The sequence below is a fragment of the Fundidesulfovibrio agrisoli genome (assembly GCF_022808715.1).
Classification (GTDB): domain Bacteria; phylum Desulfobacterota; class Desulfovibrionia; order Desulfovibrionales; family Desulfovibrionaceae; genus Fundidesulfovibrio; species Fundidesulfovibrio agrisoli.
In genome coordinates, this window is record NZ_JAKZKX010000003.1 from 96,174 (window position 1) to 121,505 (window position 25,332).

A 25,332-nucleotide genomic window follows, 5' to 3' on the forward strand; every position below is an offset into this window, starting at 1 on the left:
AGGATAGCATGCTCAACAAGTTCATAAACAAGATCGCTCCCCGCTCGCCCTGGCTCTACCGGCTCAACGCCGGCTCGTGCAACGGCTGCGACGTGGAGCTGGCCACCGTCGCCCTCATCCCGCGCTACGACGTGGAGCGCCTGGGCTGCAAATACTGCGGAAGCCCCCGCCACGCGGACATCGTGCTCATCTCCGGGCCGCTGACCTCCCGCGTGCGCGACAAGGTGCTGCGCGTGTACGACGAGATCCCGCACCCCAAGGTCACCCTGGCCTGCGGCGCCTGCCCCGTCTCGGGCGGCGTGTACCGCGACAGCTACACCGTCAACTCCCCCATCGACCAGTACATCCCCATCGACGTGGTGGTTCCCGGCTGCCCCCCCCGGCCTCATGCCATCATCGAGGGCGTGGCCCTGGCCCTGGAAATCTGGCGCAAGCGCCTGGAGGAGGGCACATGCTCCCGTTCCTGAAAGTACTCGCCCGCAACCTGCGGCAGGGCCCCAGCACGGACCCCTTCCCCTTCGCGCCCACCTACACCCCGGCCCGTTTCAGGGGCCGCGCGGAGCTGGACGCGGAGCAGTGCATCCTCTGCGGCATCTGCCGCCACGTCTGCGCGGCCGGAGCCATCCAGTTCCGCGCGGCGGAGGACGGCTCGGGCATGGAGTTCCGCGTGTGGCACAACAGCTGCACCTATTGCGGCCTCTGCGCCCACTACTGCCCCACCAAGGCCATCCGCATGACCAACGACTGGCACCTCTCCCACAAGGGCGAGGACATGTACTCCTTCGCGGAGACCAAGTTCGTGAAGCTGGGCCAGTGCGCCGAATGCGGCGCCACCATCCAGCCCCGGCCCGCCGCCATCGTCGAGAAGCTGGGCGCCCGCTACCCCGAGCGCTTCATGCTTTGCCCCAAATGCAAGCGCGAAACCCTGGCCAACCACGCCGCCTCGCGGAAGGTCATCCGGGTGGAGGAAGCGAGATGAACGAAATCGCCAAGCAGGCTCTTGAGAGCGCTTTGACCAAAGCTCTCGGGCCCGACAGCGTCTTCTGGAACAAGGACCTGAACGGCAACTCCTTCGGCTGGGTGCGCCTGGCCGACAACGACGGCCTGGCCCGCGCCGCCGCCGCCCTGGCGGGCGTCAGCGCACGGCTCATGGTCATCACCGCCTACAGGGTGGACAAGTACGCCAACTACCCCGGCCGCGAGATCGCCTACCACTTCGACCTGGACGGCACAGTGGTCACCGTGACGGCGTCCCTGCCCACCGACGAGGACACCATCCCCTCCATCACCCGCTGGTTCCAGAACGCCGACTGGCACGAGCGCGAGTTCATGGAGCTCTACGACATCAAGGTCACCGGCCATCCCAACCCGGTGCGCCTCTTCCTGGACGCCAACGTGGAGCAGGGCGCCCTGGACCGCCTGGTCCCGCTCTCCACCATGATGAACGGCGCCTGCACCAAGACCCTGTGGGAAAAGGTCTACGCTGGCACCGAGATGCCCGACTGGGCCAAAGGAGCTCAATAATGTCCGGCACATATACCTTGCCCATCGGGCCGCTGCACGTGGCCCTGGAAGAGCCCATGTACTTCGACATCAAGGTCAAGGGCGAAACCGTCGAGTCGCTCGGCCTCTCTGCCGGGCACGTGCACCGCGGCATGGAGTCCCTGGCCATGCAGCGCAACTACCTGCAGAACGTGGTGCTCACCGAGCGCGTCTGCTCGCTGTGCTCCAACAGCCACCCCTCCACCTACTGCATGGCCGTGGAGAACCTGGCCGGCATCATGGTGCCCGAGCGCGCCCAGTACCTGCGCGTCATCGCGGACGAAGTGAAGCGCATCGCCTCCCACCTGTTCAACGTGGGCATCATGGCCCACCTGGTCGGTTTCGACTCGCTGTTCATGCACGCCATGGAAGTGCGCGAGATCATGCAGGACGTTAAGGAAGGCGTGTACGGCAACCGCATGAACCTGGGCGCCTGCACCATCGGCGGCGTGCGTTACGACATCGACGCCGAGATGAACGCCTTCATCCGGGGCAAGCTCGAAGAGCTCAAGCCCCATCTTGAGGAGATCTACGGGATCTACACCACCGATCCCCTGATCCTGAAGCGCACCACCGGCGTGGGCGTGCTGCCCGAGGCCGACGCCCGCCGCTACGGCGTGGTCGGCCCGGTCGCCCGGGCCTCCGGGATAGCTTACGACGTGCGCAAGAAGACCCCCTACTGCACCTACAAGGAACTCAACTTCGACGTGCAGTGGGACACCAAGGGCGACGTGCACTCCCGCGCGCTGGTGCGCCTGCGCGAGGCCGTGGACTCCGTGAGCCTCATCGAGCAGTGCCTGGAGCAGATGCCCGAAGGCCCCATCGAGCTGGAGCGGTTCGTGGAGATCCCCGAGGGCGAGGCCGTGGCCCGCTCCGAGGCCCCGCGCGGCGAGCTGTTCTACTACCTGCGCTCCGACGGCAGCGACACCCCCCACCGCCTGAAGTGGCGCGTGCCCACCTACATGAACTGGGAAGCGCTCCAGACCATGATGACGGGCTGTCAGGTGGCGGACATCCCGCTCATCGTCAACAGCATCGACCCCTGCATCAGCTGCACCGAGCGCTGATCGCGGCCATCCCGCAGCAGACAACGAAAGCCGCCCTCCGGGGCGGCTTTTTCGTTGGTTCAGGGAAAGGTCATATTTTCGGTGCTGCGAGCCTGAGCGCGGAGGGCTGGCTCTGTTTCGAGTGAATATTGCAAAAGACTTGAATCATTAGATTTAAATCCAGCAAGGAGAAAGGGCTCCGCCGGAGGAACGCTGCCCAGCAAGATTCAATGCGTGGAGAATGTGAAAATAATGCCATTTGTCGCGCGGCTGACAGTCTTGCCCCGCGTGCTCCTGTAAAAGCTTTCTCAAGAGCAGCCACGCCGAGCGTGGGATACCTGGAGACCGAAGCAATGCATGAATCTTCCCTGGCCTCGAGCATCATCGCCATAGCCGAAGATACGGCCAGGAAAGGGCAGGGCGGAAGGATCGTCCAGGTGGACATGTGCATCGGCGAGCTGGCCTGCGTCGAGGAGGAAACCCTTCGCTCGTGTTTCGAGATGCTCTCCGAAGGGACCCTGGCGCACGGCGCGCGGATGGTGGTCGAAAGGAAGCCCGCCACCGGAAGGTGCACCTCCTGCGGGGGGACGGCACGCAAGGCCGGAAGGCTCCTGAGATGCCCCGATTGTACGAACTCCTTCGTCACGCTCGAAACAGGGCGTGAACTCTTTGTCAAAAGCATTGAGGTCGAACGTCCAAACCAGGAAGCATAGCCATGGCAAAGCAATCCGAGAATTCCGTCGTTTTCGCCAACCCCGACAAATGCATCGGGTGCAAGAAATGTGAAAGCGCCTGTGTCAGCGCGCACATCAATATGCCCGCCAAGGAAGCCCGCAAGAAGGGTATCCCCGTCATCTCCCGCATCAAGGTGGTGAAGGTGGACAAGTACAAGTACCCCCTTCAGTGCCGCCAGTGCGAGGACGCCCCCTGCGCCCACGCCTGCCCCTTCGGCGCCATCCGCCAGGAAGACGGCATGGTCCGCATCAGCGAGTCGCTGTGCGTGGGCTGCAAGATGTGCGTGATGGCCTGCCCCTTCGGCGCCATCGAAGTGGGTGTCGAGGGCGAAGTCCCCGGCTCCAGCAAGACCAACCGCGGCTCCGCCAAGAAGTGCGACCTGTGCGAAGCCTGGCGCGCCGGCAACGGCAAGGAAGTCTGCGCCTGTGTCGAGGCCTGCCCCAACCAGGCCCTGCAGCTCATCGACGTGAGCACCTACCGCGCCGTGGTGGCCAAGGGCCGCGCCCAGGAGCTGGCCCGCCTGCACGCCGCCGGCAACGAATAGCGCCGGAGCGGCCGCGGGGACGCCCGCAGGCGATGACGCGCTCCGAGATATATGAAAACGGCCCCGGACCTCATGGTCCGGGGCCGCTTCGTTTTACGCGCCCCCAGTGAGGAGCGGCCGTACGGAACATCTGGCTGGACGCGGGCGGGGGCCATGACGTACCTGGACGTATGGCGGTCCTCCATCCAGGAGCCCGCGGCAACCGCAGACGCACAGCGGAGCTCATGATGACCTCCACGTACCGCGCCGAACTGGAGCGCCTCTACGACGCCTACAAGGACCACCCCCGCGGCAAGCCCGCGCGCATCCGCTACATGGGCTGGACCCTGGAGACCCCCGACGCCCTGAGCTGCCTCTACCAGCTCAACGAGATCGTGGTGCACAGCGTCTACGACTTCCCCTGCTCACGGCGCGACCCCGTCATCATCGATTGCGGGGCCAACATCGGGGTGAGCGCCCTGCATCTGGCCGCCCGCCACCCCGAGGCCAAGCTGCTGCTCTTCGAGGCCGATCCGCGCATCGCGGGCTACCTGGAGCGCAACCTGGCCGCCAACGGCCTGGCCCACGTGCCCGTGGTCCGCAAGGCGGTGTGGGTGCACGGCGACGGCGTCGACTTCGTGCCCGAGGGCGCGGAGGGCGGCTCCGTGCTCGGGGTGGGGCAAGGGCTGAGGGTCGAGTCCGTGCGCCTGCGCGGGGTGCTGGAGCGCCTCGGTCGGGTGGACTTCCTGAAAATGGACATCGAGGGCGCGGAGGCCGAGGTGCTGGCGGACTGCGCGGGCCAACTGGGCAAGGTGGGCTTCGCCTTCGTGGAGTGCCACTGCTGGCGGCACCTGCCCCAGAACCTGCACGCCGTGCTGGCCCTGCTGGCCGAGGGCGGCTTCCGCTACTACCTGGAGAACGTCTGGCCGGGGGGCGAACCCTACGTCAGCGGCGGGGGCGGCCGGACCATGGACGTGCAGGTCAACGTCTGGGCCAGGAGGCCGGTTCCGGCCACGGCTCCAGCCCAGCCGGAAGGTCGGTCGCAAAGCTCCGAGGGGGGCGGAGATGCCTGAGCACGACCTGTTGACGGCCCTGGGCTTCATCGCCCTGGGCCTGGGCACCGGGGCCTTCGGGACGCTCATAGGCGCTGGCGGGGGCTTCATCCTCATGCCCGTGCTGCTGATGCTCTTCCCCCATGACGACCCGGCCCTGCTCACGGCCATCTCCCTGGCCGTGATCTTCGCCAACGCGGCCTCCGGCACCGAGGCTTACGCCATGATGAAGCGCGTGGACTACGCCTCGGGCTGGCGTTTCGCCCTGGCGGCAACGCCCGGGGCCGTGCTGGGGGCGCTCTCCACCCACGTGTTTCCGCGCAGGGCCTTCGACGTTCTGTTCGGGGCGCTGCTGGTGGCCGGGGCGCTCTACCTGCTGCTTCGCCGCCGGTTGGAGAACAGGGGGGAGGGCGACTGCCCGCCGGGCGCGGCCCACAGGCACCTGGTGGACAGCTCCGGCGAGGCCTACGACTACTGCTTCAACATGAAGACGGGCCTGCGCATCAGCGTGGGCGTGGGCTTCCTCTCCAGCCTGCTGGGCATCGGCGGGGGCATCATCCACGTGCCCGCGATGGTCTACGTGCTGGGTTTCCCCGTGCACGTGGCCACGGCCACCTCCCACTTCGTGCTGGCCTGCATGACCCTGGCGGGCACCCTGACCCACGTGTTCACCGGGGCCTTCCACCACGGCGCGCACCGCACCATCTACCTGGCCATCGGCGTGCTGGCCGGTGCGCAGATGGGCGCGCACCTCTCGCGCCGCGTCAACTCCTCCTGGATCATGAAAAGCCTGGCCGTGGCCCTTGCCCTGGCCGGCCTGCGCATCCTGATCCAGGGCGCGCGGGGAGGCTGACGCCGGCCCCGGGCCGCCGCGCTTGCCCAAAAACGTCGTGGGGTGCTACATAGGCCTCAATTCTGTTCCAGGAGGTGCGGCATGCACGTGACAGCGGACATCCTTGCCGAAAGGATCAAGGCCTTCTACCCCGAATTCGACCGCTACAACATGTCCCTCGCCGTGAGGGACGACACCGCCAAGAACGCCTGGGTGGTGGAGATCTCCCGCGGGGGCCACAGGCTCGACACCTACATCGAGCACAAGGACGCCAAGAACTGCGCCGAGGGCAGGGAGTGCGTGCACCTCTCCACGCAGATCGGGCAATTCGTCAGGAATTACTGCGGGGAATCCTGCGCCACCTGAGCCGGGCGGCAGCGTGGAAAACATTACCATCGCGATCCGCCCACGATTCCCTCTAGACAACTTTTGAGCTCGAGCATATATGTAGGCCGTGTTCAGGTGACTGTTGGTTCAACCTCAACGGAGGCGATGCCATTGGGTCAGACAGAAGATGAACAGCATTTCATGAAGTAGAGCACACAAGGCCACAGGCTCATAAGCAGCCACGGCACAACACAACATGGGTTAACCATACGCTCTACTGTATTGGCCGAAACATCCCTCGCGAAACTACATAAAGCTCAATCGGATCAACCTTCTGGCCCTGTCCTTCACTGGACGGGGCCTTTTCCGTTTCGGCGGCCCTCTTGCCGCGCCCAGGTTCATCCATTGACAAGAAGGGCCGATTCGGCCATCTCTAGACGTGAAATAACAATATTGTTAATCAGGGGCTGCAAATGAAATTCACGGGCTACGACGTGGGTCCCTTTCACGACGAGATGTTCAGCGCCCCGGGCGTCCCCCGCGACGGGGCGCGCCTGCTCATGGAGCGCATCGAATCCCTGGCGCCGGGGGAGCTGGCCCGGCGGCAGCACAAGGCCGAACAGGCCCTCTACGACCTGGGCATCACCTTCACCGTCTACGGCCACCAGGAGGGCACCGAGAAGATCTTTCCCTTCGACGTGGTGCCCCGCGTGGTGGAAGCCAAGTGCTGGGACAGGCTGGAGTTGGGGCTCAAGCAGCGCATCTACGCCCTGAACCTGTTCCTGGACGACATCTACCACGGCCAGAAGATCCTCAAGGACAAGGTGATCCCCCGCGAGATCATCGAGACCGCCGAGGGCTTCCTGCCCGCCTGCATGAACATCGACCCGCCAAAGGGCATCTGGTGCCACATCACCGGCACGGACCTCGTGCGCGACGAACACGGCGTGTTCCACGTGCTGGAGGACAACCTGCGCTGCCCCTCGGGCGTCTCCTACGTGCTGGCCAACCGCAGGCTCATGAAGCGCACGCTGCCCGAGGTGTTCGCCGCCTCCAACGTGCGCCCCGTGGACGACTACCCGGCCCGCCTGCTGGACCTGCTCCTGCGCATGGCCCCGGAAGGGGTGCGCAACCCGCGCGTGGCCCTGCTCACTCCGGGCATCTACAACTCGGCCTACTACGAGCACTCCTTCCTGGCGCTGCAGACCGGCATCGAACTGGTGCAAGGGCAGGACCTGGAGGTGCGCGACAGGCGCGTCTACATGCGCACGACAAAAGGCCTCAAGCGCGTGCACGTTATCTACCGCCGCCTGAACGACGACTTCCTCGACCCCAAGGTCTTCCAGCCTGACTCCCTGCTTGGCGTGCCCGGCATCATGGACGCCTTCCGCGCGGGCAACGTGAGCCTGGCCAACGCCCCCGGCACCGGCGTGGCCGACGACAAGGTGGTCTACGCCTTCGTGCCCGAGATCATCCGCTACTACCTGGGGGAGGAGGCCTTCATCCCCAACGTGCCCACCTACCTCTGCTGGCGCGAGTCCGACCGGAAATACGTGCTGGAGAACCTGGAGACCATGGTGGTCAAGGCCGCCAACGAATCCGGCGGCTACGGCATGTTGGTGGGGCCCGGCTCCACGAAGCAGGAGCGCGAGGAGTTCGCCGGGCGCGTCAAGGCCAACCCGCGCAACTACATCGCCCAGCCCGCGCTCAAGCTCTCCCGCGCGCCGGTGATAGTGGACGACCACTTCGAGGGCCGCCACGTGGACCTGCGGCCCTACATCCTCCACGACGGGGACGTGCGGGTCATCCCGGGCGGGCTGACCCGCGTGGCCCTCAAGAAGGGCTCGCTGGTGGTCAACTCCTCCCAGGGCGGCGGCAGCAAGGACACCTGGGTCCTCAAACACTAACCCGTACGGGGACGAACCTATGCTTTCGCGCGTGGCCAACGCGGTCTACTGGATGAGCCGCTACCTGGAGCGGGCGGGCAACCTGGCCCGCTTCGTTGACGTGAACTGGCACCTGACCCTGGACCTGCCCGGGTCCGGCCCGGAGGCCTGGAGGTCGCTCATCATCGCCAGCGGTGACAAGGCGCTCTTCGAGGAGCGCTACGGCGACTACGACGCCGCCTCGGTAATCACCTTCCTCTGCTTCGACGCGGACTACCTCAACTCGATCCACTCCTGCCTGTGGGCCGGGCGCGAGAACGCCCGGGCCATCCGCGAGGTGATCCCCTACGAGATGTGGGAGCAGATCAACATCACCTACCACTTCGTGCAGGACATGGCCAAACGGCCCCTGGAGGTGGTGGAGAACCCCTACGACTTCTGCCAGCAGATCAAGCAGGGCGACTTCATCGTGGGCGGCATCGAGGGCGACGCCATGATCCACGACGAGGCCTGGCACTTCGCCCGCCTGGGCAGGCTGCTGGAGCGTTGCGACAAGACCTCGCGCATACTCGACGTCAACTGCCACCGCATGCTGCCTGAGGAGGGCGACCAGAGCATCGTGTTCGACTCCATCCACTGGTCCGCCCTGCTGCGGGCCACCAGCGCGCTCAACGCCTTCCGCCGCTGCAGGGGGCGCATCTCCCCGGCCAAGGTGGCCGAGTTCCTGCTCCTGGACCAGGAGTTCCCCCGCTCCGTGCTCCACGGCCTGATCCAGGCCCAGCACTCCCTGCACGCCATCACCGGCACGGCCCCGGGGCACTACTCCCGCGAGAGCGAGCGCCTGCTGGGCCAGTTGCGGGCGGACCTCTCCTACTTGACCATCGACGAGGTTTTCGACCAAGGTTTGCACCGCTTCACGGACAGGCTCCAGACCCGCATGAACGCGGCGGACGCCTGCCTGGGTCGCGAATTCTTCGGCTACCCCGGAGGGGTGGCCCAGGTGCAGGTGGAACAATGACTTTTTGCCTCGGGATCACGGTCGAGGAAGGCCTGGTGGGCATCGCGGATACCCGCATCACCGCGGGAAACGAGATGACCACCGCCCAGAAGCTCAGCACCTACGAGACGCAGAGCGGGGCGCTCTTCTTCATGACCTCGGGCCTGCGCTCCGTGCGCGACAAGGTGGTCACCTATTTCGAGGAGGCCCTGGAGACCTGCCCCCCGCAGGACAAGATCTACAAGGCCGTCAACACGATCTCGGGCATCATCCGGCGCGTGGCCAAGGAGGACAAGGAGTACCTGGACGAGTCGGGCCTGCACTTCAACATCCACGTCATCATGGGCGGGCAATTCTCGGGGGATTCCTGCCACCGGCTCTACCTCATCTACCCCCAGGGCAACTGGGTGGAGATAAGCCCGGGCACGCCCTACCACATCATCGGCGAGACCGGCTACGGCAAGCCCGTGCTGGACCGCACCCTCAAGCACGCCGACTCCATCAACTTCGCGCTCAAGGTGGGCTGCCTGGCCTTCGACTCCACGCGCATCAGCGCCGCCGGGGTGGATTTCCCCCTGGACGTGGTGGTCTACACCAAGGGCAGCTTCGCCCTGGTGGAGCACCGCTTCGAGAAGAAGGACCTGGAGCACATCTCGCTGTGGTGGCAGGAGCGCCTGCGCGAGAGCGTGCACGCCCTGCCCTCGGAGTGGATCGAGGCCATCGCGGCCAATCTCTCCCCGGCGGCCCGCAAGCTGCACTGCCGCCTGGAGGAGTAGGGCGGATGCTCTTCACGGGTGAGCACGAGATCGCCTGGCGCTACAGCCGCCCGGTCTTTCTTGAGCCGCACCTGGTGCGCCTGACGCCCCGGCAGGATGGCGCCCAGCGGCTGGAGTCCTTCGTGTTGCGGGTGTGGCCCGAGCCCGCCGGGCGCTGCGAGATCACGGATGCGGACGGCAACCAGGCCTGCTGGCTCTGGTTCGAGGGCCTGCACGAGTCCTTGACCGTCTCCACCTCGTTTACGGCCAGAACCCTGCGCCATAATCCCTTCGATTACCTGCTGCTCCAGGGGGCGGAGAAGCTTCCCCTGGAGCTTTCACCCCTGGAACGCGCGGTGCTGGCCCCCAGCCTGGGCCCCATCCCCGGGGCGGAGCGGGCGGAAGGCCTGGGCCGCGAACTGGCACGGGCGGCGGGCTACGAGACCCTTGCGTTTCTGAACGAACTCAACGCCAGGCTGTACCGCGACATCGCCGTGACCGTACGGGAGGAGCCGGGCGTGCTCACGCCGGACGCCACCCTGGCGGCCGGGTGCGGGGCCTGCCGGGACGCGTCCCTGGTGTTCATGGCCGCCTGCCGCGCCGTGGGCCTGCCCGCGCGCTACCTCTCCTGCTACCAGCAGGGCGACGCGGACCAGCCCGAGCGCGACCTGCACGCCTGCGTGGAGGTCTACCTGCCCGGCGCTGGCTGGCGAGGCTACGACCCGACCCTGGGCCTGGCCGTGGCCGACGCCCACCTGGCGCTTTGCGCCAGCCCGGAACCCGCGCTCACCGCGCCCAGCACGGGCAGCTTCCGGGGCACCGGGGCCGAAAGCGAGCTCTCGCACCGGATAGCGTTGACCGTGACTGCGTGACGCCTGGGCTGGCCGTGGCCCATGCCCGAGGCTACGTCACACCGCATTGTGCCGTCCGTGAGTGCATGTCGGATTGGGGCGGGCGCGCAGTCAGGCCGGAAAACGAAAAGGGTTCCAGACTTTCGTCTGGAACCCTTGTTCTCGTGGCTCCCCGGGGGTGACTCGAACACCCAACCTAGTGATTAACAGTCACCCGCTCTGCCGATTGAGCTACCGGGGAACAGAGCCGCGTTGCGGCGGAAAGAACGTCTATGAGAAAGCGGCCACGGCGTCAACCACTTTTTTGGGAACTTTCCGGTTTCCTTGACGCTCCAGGGGTTTTGTCATAGTTCAGCCGGATTCGATCCGACCTTCTCTTTACGACCACGGAGTGATCCCTTTGGCATCCCAAGACAAGCCCCGCCGCCGCGATTTCAAATTGCCCGTGAAATCGGACAAGGTCGAGCGGTTCCATCCCATGCTCGAAGCCCTGGCCAACCGCGACGAACTCAACGAAGTTCTCAAAAACCGCGTGGCCAAAGCCTGCCAGCTCCTGGACGGCGACGTACCGCTCTATCCCAACGACTTCGTCAAAACCGACGACATCGGCGATACCGCGACGAAATACAAAGACGCCGACGAGCCCGCCCTGGCCGCCCTGGCCGAGGCCGACCCGCCGAAAACCTTCGCCCTGGCCGGGCGCATCGTGGCGCACCGCTCCTTCGGCAAGGTGACGTTCTTCCACCTGCAGGACGCCTCCGGCAAGCTGCAGTGTTTCGCCACCCGCGACGAGCTGGGCGTGGACGCCTACTCCGTGTTCAAGAAGTTCGACACCGGCGACGTGGTGGGCTGCGTGGGCAAGCTCTTCCGCACCCAGACCGGCGAGCTGACTTTGGGCTGCACCGAGGTGCGCCTGCTCTCGAAGTCCATGCGCCCGCTGCCCGAGAAGTACCACGGTCTGAAAGACGTGGAGATCCGCTACCGCCAGCGCTACGTCGACCTCATCGTCACCCCGCGCACGGCCGAGATCTTCAAGATCCGCACCCGCATCGTCACCGAGCTGCGCAGCTTCTTGAACGAGAGGGGCTTCGTCGAGGTCGAGACGCCCATGATGCAGGCCATCCCCGGCGGCGCCACGGCCAAGCCCTTCCTGACGCACCACAACGCGCTCGACCTGCAGCTCTACATGCGCATCGCCCCGGAGCTGTACCTCAAGCGCCTGCTGGTGGGCGGCTTCGAGAAGGTCTACGAGGTGGGCCGCAACTTCCGCAACGAGGGCATCTCCACCCAGCACAACCCCGAATTCACCATGTGCGAGTTCTACTGGGCCTACGCCCGGTTCGACGACCTCATGGACCTCACCGAGGAGCTCTTCGCCCGCCTGGCCCAGGCGGTGTGCGGCACGACCAAGGTGACCTACCAGGGCCAGGAGATCGACCTCACCGTGGGCACCTGGCAGCGCATGAACTTCCATGAATCCCTGGAGAAGGTCGGCGGTGTGCCCCCCGAAATCTACACCGACTACGAGGCCTGCAAGGCCCACGTGCTCAAGCACGGCGAGAAGGTGCTCAAGGGCGAGAAGCTGGGCAAGCTCCAGGCCAAGCTCTTCGACCTCTTCGTGGAGCCCAAGCTCATCCAGCCGCACTTCATCTACGGCTATCCCACGGACATCTCGCCGCTGTCGCGCCGCAACGAGGCCAACCCCGAGATCACGGACCGCTTCGAGCTGTTCATGACCGGGCGCGAGATGGCCAACGCCTTCTCCGAGCTGAACGATCCCGTGGACCAGCGCCTGCGCTTCGAGGAGCAGGTGGCCGAGAAGGCCGCCGGCGACGACGAGGCCCACTACATGGACGAGGACTACGTCCGCGCCCTGGAGTACGGCATGCCTCCGGCGGCGGGGCAGGGCATCGGCATCGACCGGCTGGTGATGCTGCTCACCGACTCGCCCTCCATCCGCGAGGTGATCCTGTTCCCGCTGCTCAAGCCCGAGGGCGCAGCCGCAGAATGAAATTCGAGCTGTTCATAGCCCTGCGCTATCTGCTCACCAAGCGCGAGCACTCCTTCATCTCCGTCATCTCCCTCATGTCGGTGCTCGGCGTGGGGTTGGGGGTGGCGGCGCTCATCGTGGTCATGTCCGTGATGAGCGGCTTCTCCACCGAATTCCGGGACAAGCTCCTGGGCCTCTCCTCCCATGTGATCGCCGGGGTCACCGGCGGAGCCATGCGCAACTACGAGGCCCAGATGGACAAGGTGGCCAGGGTGCCCGGGGTCTCCGGCGTGACGCCCATCATCTACGCCGAGGTCATGCTCTCGCGCGCGGGCGCGCCCAAAGGGGTGATCCTGCGCGGCATCGACCCAGCCTCGGCCAAGGCCGTGCTGGCCGTGCACAAGGACATGGTCTACGGCTCCATGGAAGACCTGGAGAAGCCCGCCGACGTGCCCGGCATCCTGCTGGGCTCCGAGCTGGCCGCGCGCATGGGCGTGGGCCTGGGCTCCACCGTGAACGTGCTCACCCCCTCGCTGCGGGGCTCCGCCGTGGGCTTCACCCCCAAGGTGAAGATCTTCCAGGTGGTGGGCGTGTTCAAGACTCACATGTACGAATACGACTCCTCCTCGGCCTTCGTCTCCCTCGGCGCGGCCCAGGAGATGCTCGGCTTCAAGCCCGATTCCGCCCTCTACCTCGATGTGCGCCTCCACGACCCCGACGAGGCCCCCCGCATCGGCGAGGAGATCACCCGGGCCCTGGGCGGCATGCCGTACTACACCCGCACCTGGGTGGACATGAACGGCAACATCTTCGCGGCCCTCAAGCTGGAGAAGGCCGGGCTGTTCGTGGTGCTCCTGATGATCGTGCTGGTGGGCTCCTTCTCCATCATCACCTCCCTGGTGCTCCTGGTCATGGAGAAAACGCGCGACATCGCCATCCTCATGTCCATGGGCGCCCAGGCGGACACCATCCGCCGGATATTCCTGCTCCAGGGCTGCATCATCGGGGCCGTGGGCACGGTGATGGGCTACGCGCTGGGCATCGGCCTGGCCCTGACCATCAAGCACTTCCAGTTCATCAAGCTCCCGGCGGACGTCTACCCCATGGACACCATCCCCGTGCTGCTCAACTGGGTGGATCTCGTGGGCATCGGTGTAACGGCTTTCGGGCTTTGCTTCCTCTCTACCTTGTACCCGGCCAGCAAGGCGGCCTCGCTCAAGCCCGTGGAGGCCCTGCGCCATGACTGAGCCGATCTACCGACTCAAGGGCCTGGGCAAAGACTACCAGGGGCCGGTCGAGGCCGTGCGGGTGCTGGGCTCCATCGAGCTGGAGATCATGCCGGGGGAATCGATTGCGATCCTCGGGTCCTCGGGGTCGGGCAAGTCCACGCTGCTGCAGCTGCTGGGCGCGCTGGATACCCCCACGCGCGGGACGGTGGAGTTCGACGGGCAGGACATCACCCGGCTGAAGCCGGCGGCGGCGGCCAGGCTGCGCAACAAGGACATCGGGTTCGTCTTCCAGTTCCACCACCTGCTGCCCGAGTTCACGGCCCTGGAGAACGCGGCCATGCCCGCGCTGATAGCGGGAGTGCCCAAAGAGAAGGCTTTCGATATGGCCTCGGACGCCTTGGGGCTTTTAGGGCTTGAACAAAGGCTGCATCACAGGGTAACAACCCTCTCCGGCGGAGAAAGGCAACGGGCCGCCATCGCACGGGCGATACTGATGCGGCCCAAGGTTCTTCTGGCTGACGAACCCACTGGTAACCTTGACGAATCGACCGGCCAGCGCGCCGGAGAACTCCTGGCGAAATTGAACAGTGAACTCAATATGACCCTCATAGTGGTCACCCACAACCATAACCTGGCCCGGCTCATGGGTCGGAGAATGGAACTGCATGGCGGAGAACTCTATGCGCAGCCCTAACCGTACCGGTCTGATTCTCACCTTCCTCGCAACGCTTTTCCTGTGCTTCTCCGGTGCGGCCATGGCCCAGTCCGGGGCCGGCAAGGTCCTGGTGCTGCCTTTCACGGTGAACGCCCCCAGCGGCAAGGACGCCCTGTCCAAAAGCATCACCCAGTTGCTGACCGAACGCCTGCGCGAGCAGGGCGTGAGCGTCGCGGCCGCGTCCGCCAAGGCCAAACCTGTGAGCTCGGCCTCCGCCGCGCGCTCCGCGGCCAAGGCCGCCGGGGCCGCCACGGCCGTGTACGGCACGCTCAACCAGGTGGGCGACTCCATCTCCATCGACGCCAAGACCGTCGACGCCGCCGGCGGCGAACCCCAGCAGATCATAGTCACCCGCCCGGACATGCTCTCCCTGCCTTCCGCCGTGGATGAGCTGGCCGGCAAGGTCCGCCCGGCTGGGGCCTCTTCCTCCGCCCCCGCGGCGGGCGCCGCCGTTTCCGGCGCGTCCGGCCCCAAGGTGGTCGAGCTCGACGTCGAGGGCAACAACGCCCTTGAGAAGGACGTCATCCTGCTCAAGGTCAAGACCCAGGTTGGCGAGCCCTTCGACAACAAGACCGTCAACGACGACCTCAAGCGCCTCTTCGACCTCGGCTACTTCGAAGACGTGCAGATCCGCACCGAGGACGTGCGCGGCGGCAAGCGCGTGGTCTTCGTGGTCAAGGAGAAGCCGCGCATCCAGGCCGTGAGCGTGCTCGGCAACGACGAGATCAAGAAGGACGACATCCTCGAGGCCATGGGCACCAAGGCCGGCTCGGTGCTGAACATGCAGGTGCTGGCCGACGACCTGGAGAAGATCCGCGAGCTCTACAAGAAGAAAGGCCTGTACCAGACCACCGTCGAGTACAAGCTGGAGCAGACCGACCCCCGCCTGGCCCGCCTGAACATCGTCATCCACGAGACCCAGAAGCTCTACATCAAGAAGATCACCATCGAGGGCGCCAAGCAGATCTCCGCCTCCGACCTCAAGGACGAGATGGCCCTGAAGGAGAAGAACTTCCTCTCCTGGATCCTGCAGACCGGCGTGCTCAAGGAAGAGCTGCTCGACCGCGACTCCGCCGCCATCGAGAACTACTACACCAACCGCGGCTACATCGACGCCCGCGTGGGCCAGCCCACCGTGGACATCAAGCCCGACGGCATCTACCTGACCTTCCAGGTCTCCGAGGGTGAGCGCTACAAGATCGGCAACGTCAACTACAAGGGCGACCTGCTCCTCGAAGAGAAGAAGCTGCGCGAGCTCACCAAGCTCAACACCCTGGCGTCCAAGAAGGAATACTTCGACCGCTCCGTGGTCCGCGAGGACATCACCAAGCTCAACGAGACCTACTCCGACATGGGCTACGCCTTCGCGGAGACCGATATCGACATGCAGAAGCGCGGCGACGAGAAGATCGTCGACGTGACCTACATCCTGAGCAAGGGCCAGAAGGTCTACGTGCGCCGCGTGGTGGTCGAAGGCAACGACCGCACCCGCGAGAACGTCATCCGCCGCGAAGTGCGCCTCTCCGACGGCGACCTCTTCTCGGGCACCAAGCTCAAGCGCTCCAACGAACGCCTGAACAAGCTGGACTACTTCGAGAAGGTCGACCTGGAGACCGTGCCCACCGATAACCCCGGCGAAGTGGACATCCGCGTCAAGGTCAAGGACAAGAACACCGGCTCCATCTCCGCGGGCGTGGGCTACTCGACCTACGACTCCGTGTTCTTCGGCGGCTCCGTGCAGGAGCGCAACCTCTTCGGCAAGGGCTACGACGTGCAGTTCCAGGGCATGATCTCGGGCGTCACCAACCGCTTCGTCCTGAGCTTCACCAACCCCCACGTCTATGACTCCAACCTGGCTGCCGGCGCGGACGTGTTCAGCACCTTCCGCCGCTACTCCGACTTCTACAAGCAGTCGCAGGGCACCCGCATCCGCTTCGGCTACCCCGTGGGCGAGTACACCACCCTGAACTGGGATTACCGCCTGACCCGCGACGACGTGTACCACACCAACCCCTTCGCGGCCACGATCATCCAGGAGTCCAAGGGCATCCACTGGACCAGCGCCGTGGTGGCGGGCGCCTCGCGCGACACCACCGACAGCCGCACCAAGCCCACCAAGGGCACCATCAACGAGATGAACGTCGAATACGCCGGCCTTGGCGGCGACCGCGGCTTCGTCAGGACCAGCTACAGCTTCAACTTCTACCAGCCTCTGCCCCTGGAGACGGTGTTCCACTTCAGGACGCAGATCGGCGTGCTCTACCAGAACGGTTTCGGCGACATCCCGGTGTTCGAGCGCTTCTTCCTGGGCGGCATCAACAACATCCGCGGCTACGAGACCGACAAGATCACCCCGCACGACCACCGCACCAACGAGGCGATCGGCGGCGACACCTCCTACTTCGCCAACCTGGAGTACATCTTCCCCATCGCCAAACAGTACGGCTTCTACGGCGTGGGCTTCTTCGACGCGGGCAACTCCATCTACCGGATGCGTGACGGACTGAACATCTGGTTCGTCAAGTCGCTGGGCGGCGGCGTGCGCTGGCACTCCCCCCTGGGCCTGATCCGTGTTGAGGCCGGTTACGCCCTCGACACCATCCAGCATAACCAGAACCCGTTCCAAATCGGCTTCACCATGGGGCAGACCTTCTAAGAATGGCTTGACTTTCTCGGCAAAAGGGTATGTGAGCATCGCCGTGCCCCGATGCGACGAAGAGTTGACCAGTGTGAACAGATTTGCAGACAAAGGAGAAAATGAGAAATGCCTAACCTGCTGAAATATGTGCTGCTTGCATGCCTGGTCGTGGCCATGCCGGCAATGGCCCGGGCCGCGGACAAGATCGGTGTCGTCAGCTCTGACGAGGTTGTGCAGAACTCTGACGCCGGCAAGCGCGCCATGCAGGAACTGCAGAACAAGGCCGAGTCCAAGCAGAAGGAACTGACCCGCCAGAGCGAAGACCTCAAGAAGATGGACGAGGACTTCCGCAAGAAGAGCGTGACCCTCTCCGCCGAGGCCAAGCAGAAGGCCCAGGCCGAGATCGAGGCCAAGTTCAAGAAGATGATGGATGACCAGAACAACTTCAACCAGCAGATGAACCAGGAGCAGGCCAGGGTTCTCGAGCCCCTGTTCAAGGTCTTCCAGCAGGTCGTCGGCGATTACGCCAAGAAGAACGGCTATTCCATGATCATCGAGAAGCGTGCCGTGCACTTCTCCGCCGCCGGCACCGACCTGACCGCCGACATCACCAAGGACTTCGACGCCGCAGCGAAGCGCGGCAAGTAGCCTTCAATCTTCAAGATCAGGCGGCTTCCTCCCGGAGGCCGCCTTTTTTTTACCCATAGGAGGCGACATGGCCGACATGCCCATCCCCGTCACCGAGATCCTCAAGCTCCTGCCGCACCGCTACCCTTTCCTGCTGGTGGACCGCGTGCTGGCCTACGAGAAGGACACCACGCTCACCGCCATCAAGAACGTCACCTTCAACGAACCGTTCTTCCAGGGGCATTTCCCTGACAAACCGGTGATGCCCGGCGTGCTGCAGCTCGAGGCCATGGCCCAGGCTGGCGGGCTTCTGCTGGCGCTCTCCCGCGAGGGGCTCGGGGACAAGCTGTTCATGTTCACGGGCATCAACAACGCCAAGTTCCGCCGCCCCGTCGTGCCGGGCGACCAGTTGACGCTCACCTGCTCGGACGTGAAGCAGAAGCTGAGCCTCTGGAAGATGAAGGGCACCGCCACCGTCAACGGCGAACTCTGCTGCGAGGCCGAGCTCACCGCCGCCGTGGTGGACCGCAGCAAGCTGTAGCCTTCCAGTTCAGGAATCAGCGCGCCTGAGAACGGCGCGAAGCGAAAAAGGGATTCCAAAGGGATGAAATCCCTTTGGCCGCCGGAGGCCTCTTCATCGGCTTGTCAGCCAGATGTGGAAGAGAGCCTCCGGCGGCCAAAGGTCTGCGCCCTTTGGAATCCCTTTCCGCTTCGCGTCCAGCGCGTGCGGCTCAGCTGGCGGCCAGGGTCTCCCGCAGGGCCTCCACAAAGCCCAGAACGTCGGCCTCGGTGGTGTCGAAGGAGCACATCCAACGCACCTCGGGGCGGTCAGCCGGTTCGGGATTCCAGACATAGAAGAAGTACCGCTTCTGCATTGCCTTGACAGCCTCGGCCGGGATTGACGCGAACACGGCGTTGGCCTGTACGGGCCGGGTTATTTCCACTCCAGGCAGCGCGGCCGCCTCGCGGGCCAGCAGGGCGCCCATGGCGTTGGCGTTGCGGGCGCTGGTCAGCCACATGCCGCTCTCCAGCAGGGTGGTGAACTGCGCGGCCACATAACGCATCTTTGAGGCCAACTGCATGGACTGCTTGCGCAGGAAACGCATGGCCTCGCCCGCTCCGGCCTCCAGGGCTCGCGGGAAGAGCACCACGGCCTCCCCGTACATCAGCCCGTTCTTGGTGCCGCCGAAGCTCAGGGCGTCCACGCCGCAATCCGCGGTCATCTCCTTGAGGCCTACGCCCAACGCGGCGGCGGCGTTGCAGATGCGGGCGCCGTCCATGTGCAGGAACATCCCGCTGGCGTGGGCCAGGTCCGCCAGGGCCCTGATCTCCTCCAGGGTATAGAGGGTGCCGAGCTCGGTGCACTGGGTGATGGAGATCACCCGGGGCTGGTTGTGGTGCTGGTTGCCCAGATGGTGCAGCACGGGCCGCACGCTCTCCGGGGAGATGCGCCCGTGGTCGTGGGGCAGGGCGAAGAGCTTGCAGCCCAGGTTGCGTTCGGGCGCGCCGCACTCGTCCACGTTGATGTGCGCGGTCTCGGCGCAGACCACGCCGTGGTAGGGCCTGGTCAGGGAGGCCAGGGAGAGCACGTTGGCCCCCGTGCCCAGGAAGGTGAAGAAGGCCCGGCAATCCTCGCCGAACACGCGGCGGAAGGAGGCCTCTGCGGCCTTGGTCCAGGGGTCGTCCCCGTAGGCCAGGGCGTGGCCGGTGTTGGCGGCGGCCAAGGCCTCAAGAATGTCGGGATGCACGCCGGAATTGTTGTCGCTGGCGAAGCTGTGCATGGTCTTTCCTGTTGTGCTTCAGGCCGGCGGGCCTGTGTGGAATGGGCTGAAGATAAATGGGGGCCGGGCGTTCAGGTCGTGGTGGTCACCGACAGGGAGTCGAAAACCAGCCCTTCGGCCATGCGCTGCGATTCGAGCTCGATGGACTCTATGTGGCGGGCGAAAACGGCCACGAGTTCCTGGTCGAGCTTGCCCTGGGCGGCGTCCCTGTGGAGGATCTGCAGGGCCTCCTCGCGGGGCAGGGCGGGCTTGTAGTGCCGCTCCATGGTCACGGCGTCGTAGATGTCCACGATCATCAGGATGCGGGCCATGAGCGAAATCTGGTCGCCCTTGAGCCCGGCGGGGTAGCCGGAGCCGTCCAGGCGCTCGTGGTGCTGGAGGATGATGTCCGGCAGGTCGCGCATGCGCTTGGGGAAAGGGATGTGCTGGAGGATGCGGTAGCTCTCGGCCGGGTGGCGTTCGATTTCCTTGCGCTCCTCGGGCAGCAGGTTGCCTCTCGGCAGGAGCAGGGCCAGGGTTTCGGCCTCCGAGAGAATGGGCATCGCCAGGCCGTAGGCGTTGAGCTCCTGCTTGCCGACCTCCACCACCAGGGATGCCTGCTCCCGGGTGAGGCCGTCTGAGGCGTTGATGCGCTTCAGCATCTCGTAATCGGCGCTCCAGGGAGTGCCGGAAATCTCCGAGAGCAGGGCCATGCGCATGCCGATGAGCTCCATCTGGTCTTCGGGGAGCCGGGTGGCCTTGGTGAGCACCTGTTCGCGGACGCCGATCTTGCCGACGTCGTGCAACAGGCCGGCGTAGTAGATTTCCGTGAGGGCGGCGTCGTCGAAGGACACGCGGGGGAAATGGAACTGGTCCTGGTGCACGGCCTTGGCCAGGGCCACGGCCAGCCGGGCCACGCGGTGGGAGTGCCCGGCGGTGAAGAGGTCGCGGGCGTCGATGGCGGTGGCCAGGGCCTGGAGCAGGGCCTTGAGCAGCGTCTGGATGCCCTCGAAATGCACGGCGTTGCCCATGGCCGTGCCCGCCACGGAGGCCAAGGTGGTCACGTACTGGAGGTGGTTGGCCTCCAGGGCCACGTTGCGGGCGCTGGCCAGCACCAGCAGGCCGACGCGGTTCTCGGCGGCCACGATGGGCACGGCCAGGATGGCGGTGATGCCGGGCGCCTCGTCGTGCCAGCGCGGGTCGGCCACGAGGTCGCTGATGATCTCGCCCTTGCCGGTGCGCATGATGTCCTGAAAGAGGATGGTGGTGAGGAAGCGTTCCAGGTGGTGCTCCTCGGCGGGGCCGAAGGAGGCGATGGGCACGGGGGTAGTGCTGCCGTTGTCGCGCAGGAAGATCATGCCCATTTCCGTGGGCAACGCCCCGGAGGAGCATTCCCCGATGAGCGCGCGGCCCACGTCGCGCAGGCGCAGGGAGGCGTTGAGGCCCACGGTGGCCCGGTGCAGCAGGGAAAGCTCGCGGTACTTCTGCAAGGTGTCGGAGGCCAGGGCCCGGCGGGCGTCGTCCTGTTGCAGGAGCATCTCCAGGCTGGCGGCAACGAACTCGGCCACCTGCTGGGCGTTGTTCGAGGCGCGGTGGGAGCGGCGGCCGTCCTGCTCGGCCACGATCACATGGCCGAGCACGCACCCGTTGGAAACGAAGGGGGCGCTGAAGCGTGCGGCGTCTTCGTGATGAAGGTCTTCCTCGTCGAGGCCCAGCGAGGCGTGCAGATGGCCAGCCTGCACGATGGCGATGCCCCATCCGGGCTCAAGGAGGGTTCTGGCCCTGGTGAGCAGCGGGGTGATATCGAAACTGCGGAGGAAACGACGCAAAACCATGGGGGTACGGCTGCTCCGGCTTGAACTACCTGTGGATGCCGAGCAGCGCGCGGGCAGTGCTCAGTACCTCGTCCGGGTCAAAGGGTTTGGTCATGTACTGCTTGGCGCCGAGCTCAAGGCCTTGCTTGCGGTCGACTTCCTGGCCTTTGGCCGTGAGCAGGACGATGCTGGCGCCGCTGTCCAGTGCGGCGTCGCTCTTGATCCTGCGGCAGACCTCGTAGCCGTTGAGCTTGGGCATCATGATGTCGAGGAAGATGATGGCGGGGTGCTCGCGCTTGATGAGCGCCAAGGCCTCTTCGCCGTTGGACGCGGTAAGCAGTTGTATCCCGTGTTCTTCTTCAAGGTCTTCAAGGGTCTGTTCCAAGAGCATACGGATATGCACTTCATCGTCGACAATGAGAATTTTGCCGGACATGTCAGCTCCTGGATGCGGGGAACGTCTTTCAATCCGCTCATACGCCAAATGTCAACGAAGGTGAAGCACCTTGCAGCAGGCCTGGTCGGCAAAGCAAAGCGGCGGCCAATCATGGCCGCCGCTTCATACTGCATCGAAACGATATACGCTGGCAACTTCCGGCATGCGCAATCCGTTGCAGCGCCATGTCCGGCCCGTTTTGAACGGTTCCCGGACTGGGTTCGTCTATACGTCGCTGTTATTGTCCGCCGCAGGAACCGCTGGAGCAGGAGCTGCCGCAGCCGCCGCCACCGAGTTCCAGGCTGGAGTTGATCTGGAAGCCCATGTAGGTCAGGTCGATGGAGATGGGCTGGGCCTTGCTCATGAGCTCTTTTTCAATGATGAAGCTGTAGCCCTGAACATCGAACACGTCGTCGTTGTCTTTTGGCTCATCCAGAGCCAATGCCAGCCGGGGGCCAGCTCAGCCGCCGGAAGAGAGATACACGCGGATGGGGGATTTCTCCTTATCCGCGAAGTAGGAGTCAAGCTGCGTCTTGGCAGCCTCGGTAAGCGTGAACATGGGAGCCTCCTGGGATGATAGCGTCCGGGAATAGATAGGTCTGGGGCCATGGTTTGTCAAATATTGTAAAACTCTATGTCCATCATAGAGAGCGGCAATATTTTGCCGCAGCCGGATTCCTATTGTTCCCAGTAGCATCGCAGTTCCATCGCTGAAACAAAAATCGGGGCGTGTACGGAAGAAATTTTGCGCCGGTGGAAGCCTGGAAGGTGGGCTTGGTTATTCGCCAGGCGAACCGTGGCCCGAGAGCGGTTCGCCACGGTAAGGGCGATGGCCGGGATGTGCCGGGGACAGGACGGCGAGGCGGCTGCGGGCAAAGAAAAAGGCGGGCATCGATGACGACGCCCGCCGTTGCATTTGCGCCTGAATTGCGTTGCGGATAGGGGAAAGGGCTAGGAGCAGCTTCCGCCGGAGCAGGAGCAGCCGCCGCCGGAGAGCTTCAGGCTCGACTCCACCTGGAACCCGGAGCAGGAGAAATCAACTGTAAGGGGTTTGGCCTCGGCGTAGAGTTCATTGTCAACCACGAAGTCGTAGCCGTCCACGTTGTGAACGGAGTCGCCGTCCTTGGCGTCGTCAAGGGCCAGGGTGAGACGCGGTCCCGCGCAGGAGCTGCTGGTGAGGAAGATGCGGATGGCGGATTTGACGTTCTGCTCGAAGTAACTGTCCAGTTGCGCTTTTGCGGGCGCTGTGAGAGTGACCATGTGGCGTCTCCTTTAGGCGAATTCTCTGCAGCATGGAGTATGTTTCCCCCCTGTTGCAGTCAAATACGAATGTGTGATGCTTGCATTTGCCAGTTCGGGTGAATTCGGATAGTTGGAGCAAAACGCAAAGCGGACGGGATGGTCATGAAGCGTCAGAAAATAGTTATGAACGGCAAGGAAGTCGCCCGGACGCTGGAGCGTCTGGCTTTCGAGATACTCGAACGCCACGGCGAGTGCACGGAGCTGGCCCTGATAGGCATCCAGCGGCGCGGGGTGGAGCTGGCCCAACGCCTGCGCAAGCTGCTGGAGGCCCGCCTGAACTGCGAGCTGCCCCTGGGCAAGCTCGACATCAACCTCTACCGCGACGACTGGACCAACCTGGCGCACCAACCCCAGATCAACCAGACGGACATCCCCTTCGGCATCGACGGGCGCAAGATCATCCTGGTGGACGACGTGCTCTATTCGGGCCGCACCATCCGCGCCGCGCTGGAGGCCATCCTGGATTTCGGCCGGCCCCGCAAGGTTGAGCTGCTGGTCCTGGTGGACCGTGGGCACCGCGAGCTGCCCATCCAGGCCGACTACATGGGCAAGATGCTGCCCACCTCCCGCGAGGAGCGGGTGGACGTGTACGTCAAGGAGATGGACGGGGAGGACCGCGTCCGCCTGGCCAGCGGGGAGGACTCGCAGTGAGCTTGCGCCCGGCGGCGGCCGCGCTGTTGGCCCTTGCCGCGCTCGGAGCGGGCTGCGGCAAGGACGACTACCCGCTCAAGGTGCGGGAGAACTTCACGGTGGCCTGCCTGGATTCGAGCAAGGCCACTCTCTCCAAGATGCCCGGCATGGGCGAGGCCGCGGTGGACAAGCAGGCCAAGCTCTACTGCAACTGCGTGCTGGAGAAGATGGTGGCCAAGATGCCCTACAAGGATTTCGTGGAGCTGAACGCCGCCATGGAGAAGGGCGAGTCGCCCACGGGAGCCAAGGCCGCCCTGTTGGAAGCGATCATTGCGGAGTGCGGCGGGGCCGTGCTGGAGCAGAAGAACTAGCTCACTGAATTTCTGGATCAAAAAGGCGGCCCCTGTTCCGTGGAACAGGGGCCGCTTTGCGTTCAAACCGAGTCGAATGCGGAATGGGGCTATTTCGTGTTGGAGTCTTCGCCCTGGGCCGTCGGGGGGCGGGGCCGACCGATATATTTGAAGAATATCCGCCGTCCCCGCCCCCCGACGGCCCCGGGCGAAGACGGCATGTCTCAGGGCGTCAACAAGACATGAGCAAGGTCACTTGTTCCTGGCTCGATGCGCCCTCAACGAACGAGGCAAGACCAGCGCACTTTGATCGGGTTGCCTGCCGCCCTCGGCGCGAAGCCGAAAGGGATTCCAAAGGGACGAAGTCCCTTTGGCCGCCGGAGGCCTCCCCCGGCGTCCCTCCCGCCTATTTCTTCAGCGTCACTTCCGTGCCCACGCCGGATTTCGTGAACAGCTCCAGGATCAGCGAGTTCTCCACGCGCCCGTCGATGATGTGGGCCTTCTCCACGCCGGACTGCACGGCCTCCATGCAGCACTGCAGCTTGGGGATCATGCCGCCCTTGGCCACGCCGTCCTGGATGGCCCAGCTGGCCTCGCGCAGGTCCATGGATTCGATCAGCTCGCCCTCGGCGTCCAGCACCCCGGCCACGTCGGTGAGCAGCATCAGGCGTTTGGCGCCCAGGGCCTGGGCCACGGCGGCGGCCGCCGTATCGGCGTTGATGTTGTAGGTCTCGCCGGCGTCGTCCACGCCCACCGGGGCGATCACCGGGATCACGCCGCTGTCGGTGAGGGTGCGGATGAGCGAGGCGTTGACGCCCACGGGCTCGCCCACCTTGCCCAGGTCGATGATCTCGGGCGGGGCGGATTCGCGCGCCAGCACCATCTCCAGCTTGCGCACCTTGATGAGCCAGCCGTCCTTGCCGGAAAGTCCGACGCAGGTGCCGCCGTGCAGGTTGATGAGGTTGACGATCTCCTTGTTGACGCGGCCGACCAGCACCATCTCCACCACGTCCATGGTGGCCTCGTCGGTGACGCGCAACCCCTCGCGGAAGTGGGACTCGATGCCGAGTTGGGTGAGCATCTTGCCGATCTGCGGCCCGCCGCCGTGCACGATCACGGGGTTGACCCCGATGTACTTGAGCAGCACCACGTTGAGGGCGAAGCTCTTCTTGAGGTGCTCGTCCTTCATGGCGTGGCCGCCGTATTTGATGACGACGGTCTGCCCGCTGAACTTGCGGATGTAGGGCAGGGATTCGAGCAGCATCCGGGCCTGGCTGGCGGCATTGTTTTCCATG

General features: G+C 64.9%; 27 protein-coding genes and 1 tRNA gene. 21 read left to right on the forward strand and 7 right to left on the reverse strand.

Features of this window, described 5'->3' with window-relative positions; genetic code table 11:
• Positions 1-8 precede the first annotated feature (8 nt).
• From MLE27_RS03135 to MLE27_RS03195, 13 genes are all read left to right on the forward strand, one after another.
• Positions 9-467: an NADH-quinone oxidoreductase subunit B family protein gene (locus tag MLE27_RS03135; RefSeq protein WP_243310431.1), complete on the forward strand. Its 459-nt coding sequence runs from the start codon at positions 9-11 to the stop codon at positions 465-467.
• Positions 452-979, forward strand: coding sequence for a 4Fe-4S dicluster domain-containing protein (locus MLE27_RS03140; protein WP_243310432.1), 528 nt, complete (start codon positions 452-454; stop codon positions 977-979). The genes MLE27_RS03135 and MLE27_RS03140 overlap by 16 nt, the downstream gene beginning before the upstream one ends.
• A complete protein-coding gene (locus MLE27_RS03145) occupies positions 976-1,524 on the forward strand; it encodes an NADH-quinone oxidoreductase subunit C (protein WP_243310433.1) in 549 nt (182 codons plus the stop codon). The genes MLE27_RS03140 and MLE27_RS03145 overlap by 4 nt, the downstream gene beginning before the upstream one ends.
• Positions 1,524-2,609 carry a hydrogenase large subunit gene (locus MLE27_RS03150; RefSeq protein ID WP_243310434.1) on the forward strand — a complete coding sequence of 362 codons (1,086 nt, stop codon included), beginning with the start codon at positions 1,524-1,526 and terminating at the stop codon, positions 2,607-2,609. The genes MLE27_RS03145 and MLE27_RS03150 overlap by 1 nt, the downstream gene beginning before the upstream one ends.
• Positions 2,610-2,941: 332 nt before the next feature.
• Positions 2,942-3,301 (forward strand): hydrogenase maturation nickel metallochaperone HypA, encoded by a 360-nt coding sequence (gene hypA, locus MLE27_RS03155; RefSeq protein ID WP_243310435.1) that lies wholly within the window; start codon positions 2,942-2,944, stop codon positions 3,299-3,301.
• 2 nt (positions 3,302-3,303) lie between these two features.
• Positions 3,304-3,867, forward strand: coding sequence for a 4Fe-4S dicluster domain-containing protein (locus tag MLE27_RS03160; protein WP_243310436.1), 564 nt, complete (start codon positions 3,304-3,306; stop codon positions 3,865-3,867).
• Between the two features lie 227 nt (positions 3,868-4,094).
• Complete coding sequence (locus tag MLE27_RS03165) at positions 4,095-4,919, forward strand: FkbM family methyltransferase (RefSeq protein WP_243310437.1); 825 nt, start codon at positions 4,095-4,097, stop codon at positions 4,917-4,919.
• Positions 4,912-5,751 carry a sulfite exporter TauE/SafE family protein gene (locus tag MLE27_RS03170; RefSeq protein WP_243310438.1) on the forward strand — a complete coding sequence of 280 codons (840 nt, stop codon included), beginning with the start codon at positions 4,912-4,914 and terminating at the stop codon, positions 5,749-5,751. The genes MLE27_RS03165 and MLE27_RS03170 overlap by 8 nt, the downstream gene beginning before the upstream one ends.
• Before the next feature lie 81 nt (positions 5,752-5,832).
• Positions 5,833-6,096: a hypothetical protein gene (locus tag MLE27_RS03175; protein WP_243310439.1), complete on the forward strand. Its 264-nt coding sequence runs from the start codon at positions 5,833-5,835 to the stop codon at positions 6,094-6,096.
• A 434-nt stretch (positions 6,097-6,530) separates the two neighbouring features.
• Positions 6,531-7,964 (forward strand): circularly permuted type 2 ATP-grasp protein, encoded by a 1,434-nt coding sequence (locus tag MLE27_RS03180; protein ID WP_243310440.1) that lies wholly within the window; start codon positions 6,531-6,533, stop codon positions 7,962-7,964.
• 19 nt (positions 7,965-7,983) lie between these two features.
• On the forward strand, positions 7,984-8,961 hold the full coding sequence (locus MLE27_RS03185; RefSeq protein WP_243310441.1) for an alpha-E domain-containing protein: 978 nt from the start codon (positions 7,984-7,986) through the stop codon (positions 8,959-8,961).
• Positions 8,958-9,716 (forward strand): proteasome-type protease, encoded by a 759-nt coding sequence (locus MLE27_RS03190; protein ID WP_243310442.1) that lies wholly within the window; start codon positions 8,958-8,960, stop codon positions 9,714-9,716. The genes MLE27_RS03185 and MLE27_RS03190 overlap by 4 nt, the downstream gene beginning before the upstream one ends.
• A 5-nt stretch (positions 9,717-9,721) precedes the next feature.
• Positions 9,722-10,567: a transglutaminase family protein gene (locus tag MLE27_RS03195; RefSeq protein WP_243310443.1), complete on the forward strand. Its 846-nt coding sequence runs from the start codon at positions 9,722-9,724 to the stop codon at positions 10,565-10,567.
• Between the two features lie 144 nt (positions 10,568-10,711).
• Here the strand turns inward: MLE27_RS03195 and MLE27_RS03200 are convergent.
• A tRNA-Asn gene (locus MLE27_RS03200) sits at positions 10,712-10,787 on the reverse strand.
• 237 nt (positions 10,788-11,024) lie between these two features.
• Between MLE27_RS03200 and lysS the strand changes: the two genes are divergently transcribed.
• From lysS to fabZ, 6 genes are all read left to right on the forward strand, one after another.
• Entirely contained in the window at positions 11,025-12,557 is a 1,533-nt protein-coding gene (gene lysS, locus MLE27_RS03205; RefSeq protein WP_423747964.1) for a lysine--tRNA ligase, read from the forward strand.
• The gene (locus MLE27_RS03210) at positions 12,554-13,783 is read left to right on the forward strand and encodes an ABC transporter permease (RefSeq protein WP_243310445.1); all 1,230 of its coding nucleotides are present in this window, start codon (positions 12,554-12,556) and stop codon (positions 13,781-13,783) included. Before lysS ends, MLE27_RS03210 begins: the two co-directional genes overlap by 4 nt.
• The gene (locus MLE27_RS03215; protein ID WP_243310446.1) at positions 13,776-14,459 is read left to right on the forward strand and encodes an ABC transporter ATP-binding protein; all 684 of its coding nucleotides are present in this window, start codon (positions 13,776-13,778) and stop codon (positions 14,457-14,459) included. Before MLE27_RS03210 ends, MLE27_RS03215 begins: the two co-directional genes overlap by 8 nt.
• A complete protein-coding gene (gene bamA, locus MLE27_RS03220) occupies positions 14,446-17,136 on the forward strand; it encodes an outer membrane protein assembly factor BamA (RefSeq protein WP_243310447.1) in 2,691 nt (896 codons plus the stop codon). Before MLE27_RS03215 ends, bamA begins: the two co-directional genes overlap by 14 nt.
• A 108-nt stretch (positions 17,137-17,244) precedes the next feature.
• Positions 17,245-17,766 (forward strand): OmpH/Skp family outer membrane protein, encoded by a 522-nt coding sequence (locus MLE27_RS03225; protein WP_243310448.1) that lies wholly within the window; start codon positions 17,245-17,247, stop codon positions 17,764-17,766.
• A 67-nt stretch (positions 17,767-17,833) separates the two neighbouring features.
• Entirely contained in the window at positions 17,834-18,286 is a 453-nt protein-coding gene (gene fabZ / locus MLE27_RS03230; protein ID WP_243310449.1) for a 3-hydroxyacyl-ACP dehydratase FabZ, read from the forward strand.
• A 190-nt stretch (positions 18,287-18,476) separates the two neighbouring features.
• Here fabZ and MLE27_RS03235 read toward each other — a convergent pair whose 3' ends face one another.
• The 5 genes from MLE27_RS03235 to MLE27_RS03255 form a co-directional block, all read right to left on the reverse strand.
• On the reverse strand, positions 18,477-19,526 hold the full coding sequence (locus MLE27_RS03235; protein ID WP_243310450.1) for a threonine aldolase family protein: 1,050 nt from the start codon (positions 19,524-19,526) through the stop codon (positions 18,477-18,479).
• 71 nt (positions 19,527-19,597) lie between these two features.
• Positions 19,598-21,340 carry an HD-GYP domain-containing protein gene (locus tag MLE27_RS03240; RefSeq protein WP_243310451.1) on the reverse strand — a complete coding sequence of 581 codons (1,743 nt, stop codon included), beginning with the start codon at positions 21,338-21,340 and terminating at the stop codon, positions 19,598-19,600.
• 25 nt (positions 21,341-21,365) lie between these two features.
• On the reverse strand, positions 21,366-21,755 hold the full coding sequence (locus MLE27_RS03245; protein ID WP_243310452.1) for a response regulator transcription factor: 390 nt from the start codon (positions 21,753-21,755) through the stop codon (positions 21,366-21,368).
• 238 nt (positions 21,756-21,993) lie between these two features.
• The gene (locus MLE27_RS03250) at positions 21,994-22,314 is read right to left on the reverse strand and encodes an IscA/HesB family protein (protein ID WP_243310453.1); all 321 of its coding nucleotides are present in this window, start codon (positions 22,312-22,314) and stop codon (positions 21,994-21,996) included.
• A gap of 392 nt (positions 22,315-22,706) precedes the next feature.
• On the reverse strand, positions 22,707-23,015 hold the full coding sequence (locus MLE27_RS03255) for an IscA/HesB family protein (RefSeq protein WP_243310454.1): 309 nt from the start codon (positions 23,013-23,015) through the stop codon (positions 22,707-22,709).
• Between the two features lie 144 nt (positions 23,016-23,159).
• Between MLE27_RS03255 and pyrR the strand changes: the two genes are divergently transcribed.
• Positions 23,160-23,708: a bifunctional pyr operon transcriptional regulator/uracil phosphoribosyltransferase PyrR gene (pyrR, locus tag MLE27_RS03260; RefSeq protein ID WP_423747961.1), complete on the forward strand. Its 549-nt coding sequence runs from the start codon at positions 23,160-23,162 to the stop codon at positions 23,706-23,708.
• Positions 23,705-24,058: a hypothetical protein gene (locus MLE27_RS03265; protein WP_243310456.1), complete on the forward strand. Its 354-nt coding sequence runs from the start codon at positions 23,705-23,707 to the stop codon at positions 24,056-24,058. Before pyrR ends, MLE27_RS03265 begins: the two co-directional genes overlap by 4 nt.
• 385 nt (positions 24,059-24,443) lie before the next feature.
• Here MLE27_RS03265 and argB read toward each other — a convergent pair whose 3' ends face one another.
• A complete protein-coding gene (gene argB, locus MLE27_RS03270; RefSeq protein WP_243310457.1) occupies positions 24,444-25,331 on the reverse strand; it encodes an acetylglutamate kinase in 888 nt (295 codons plus the stop codon).
• Between the last annotated feature and the right edge of the window lies 1 nt (position 25,332).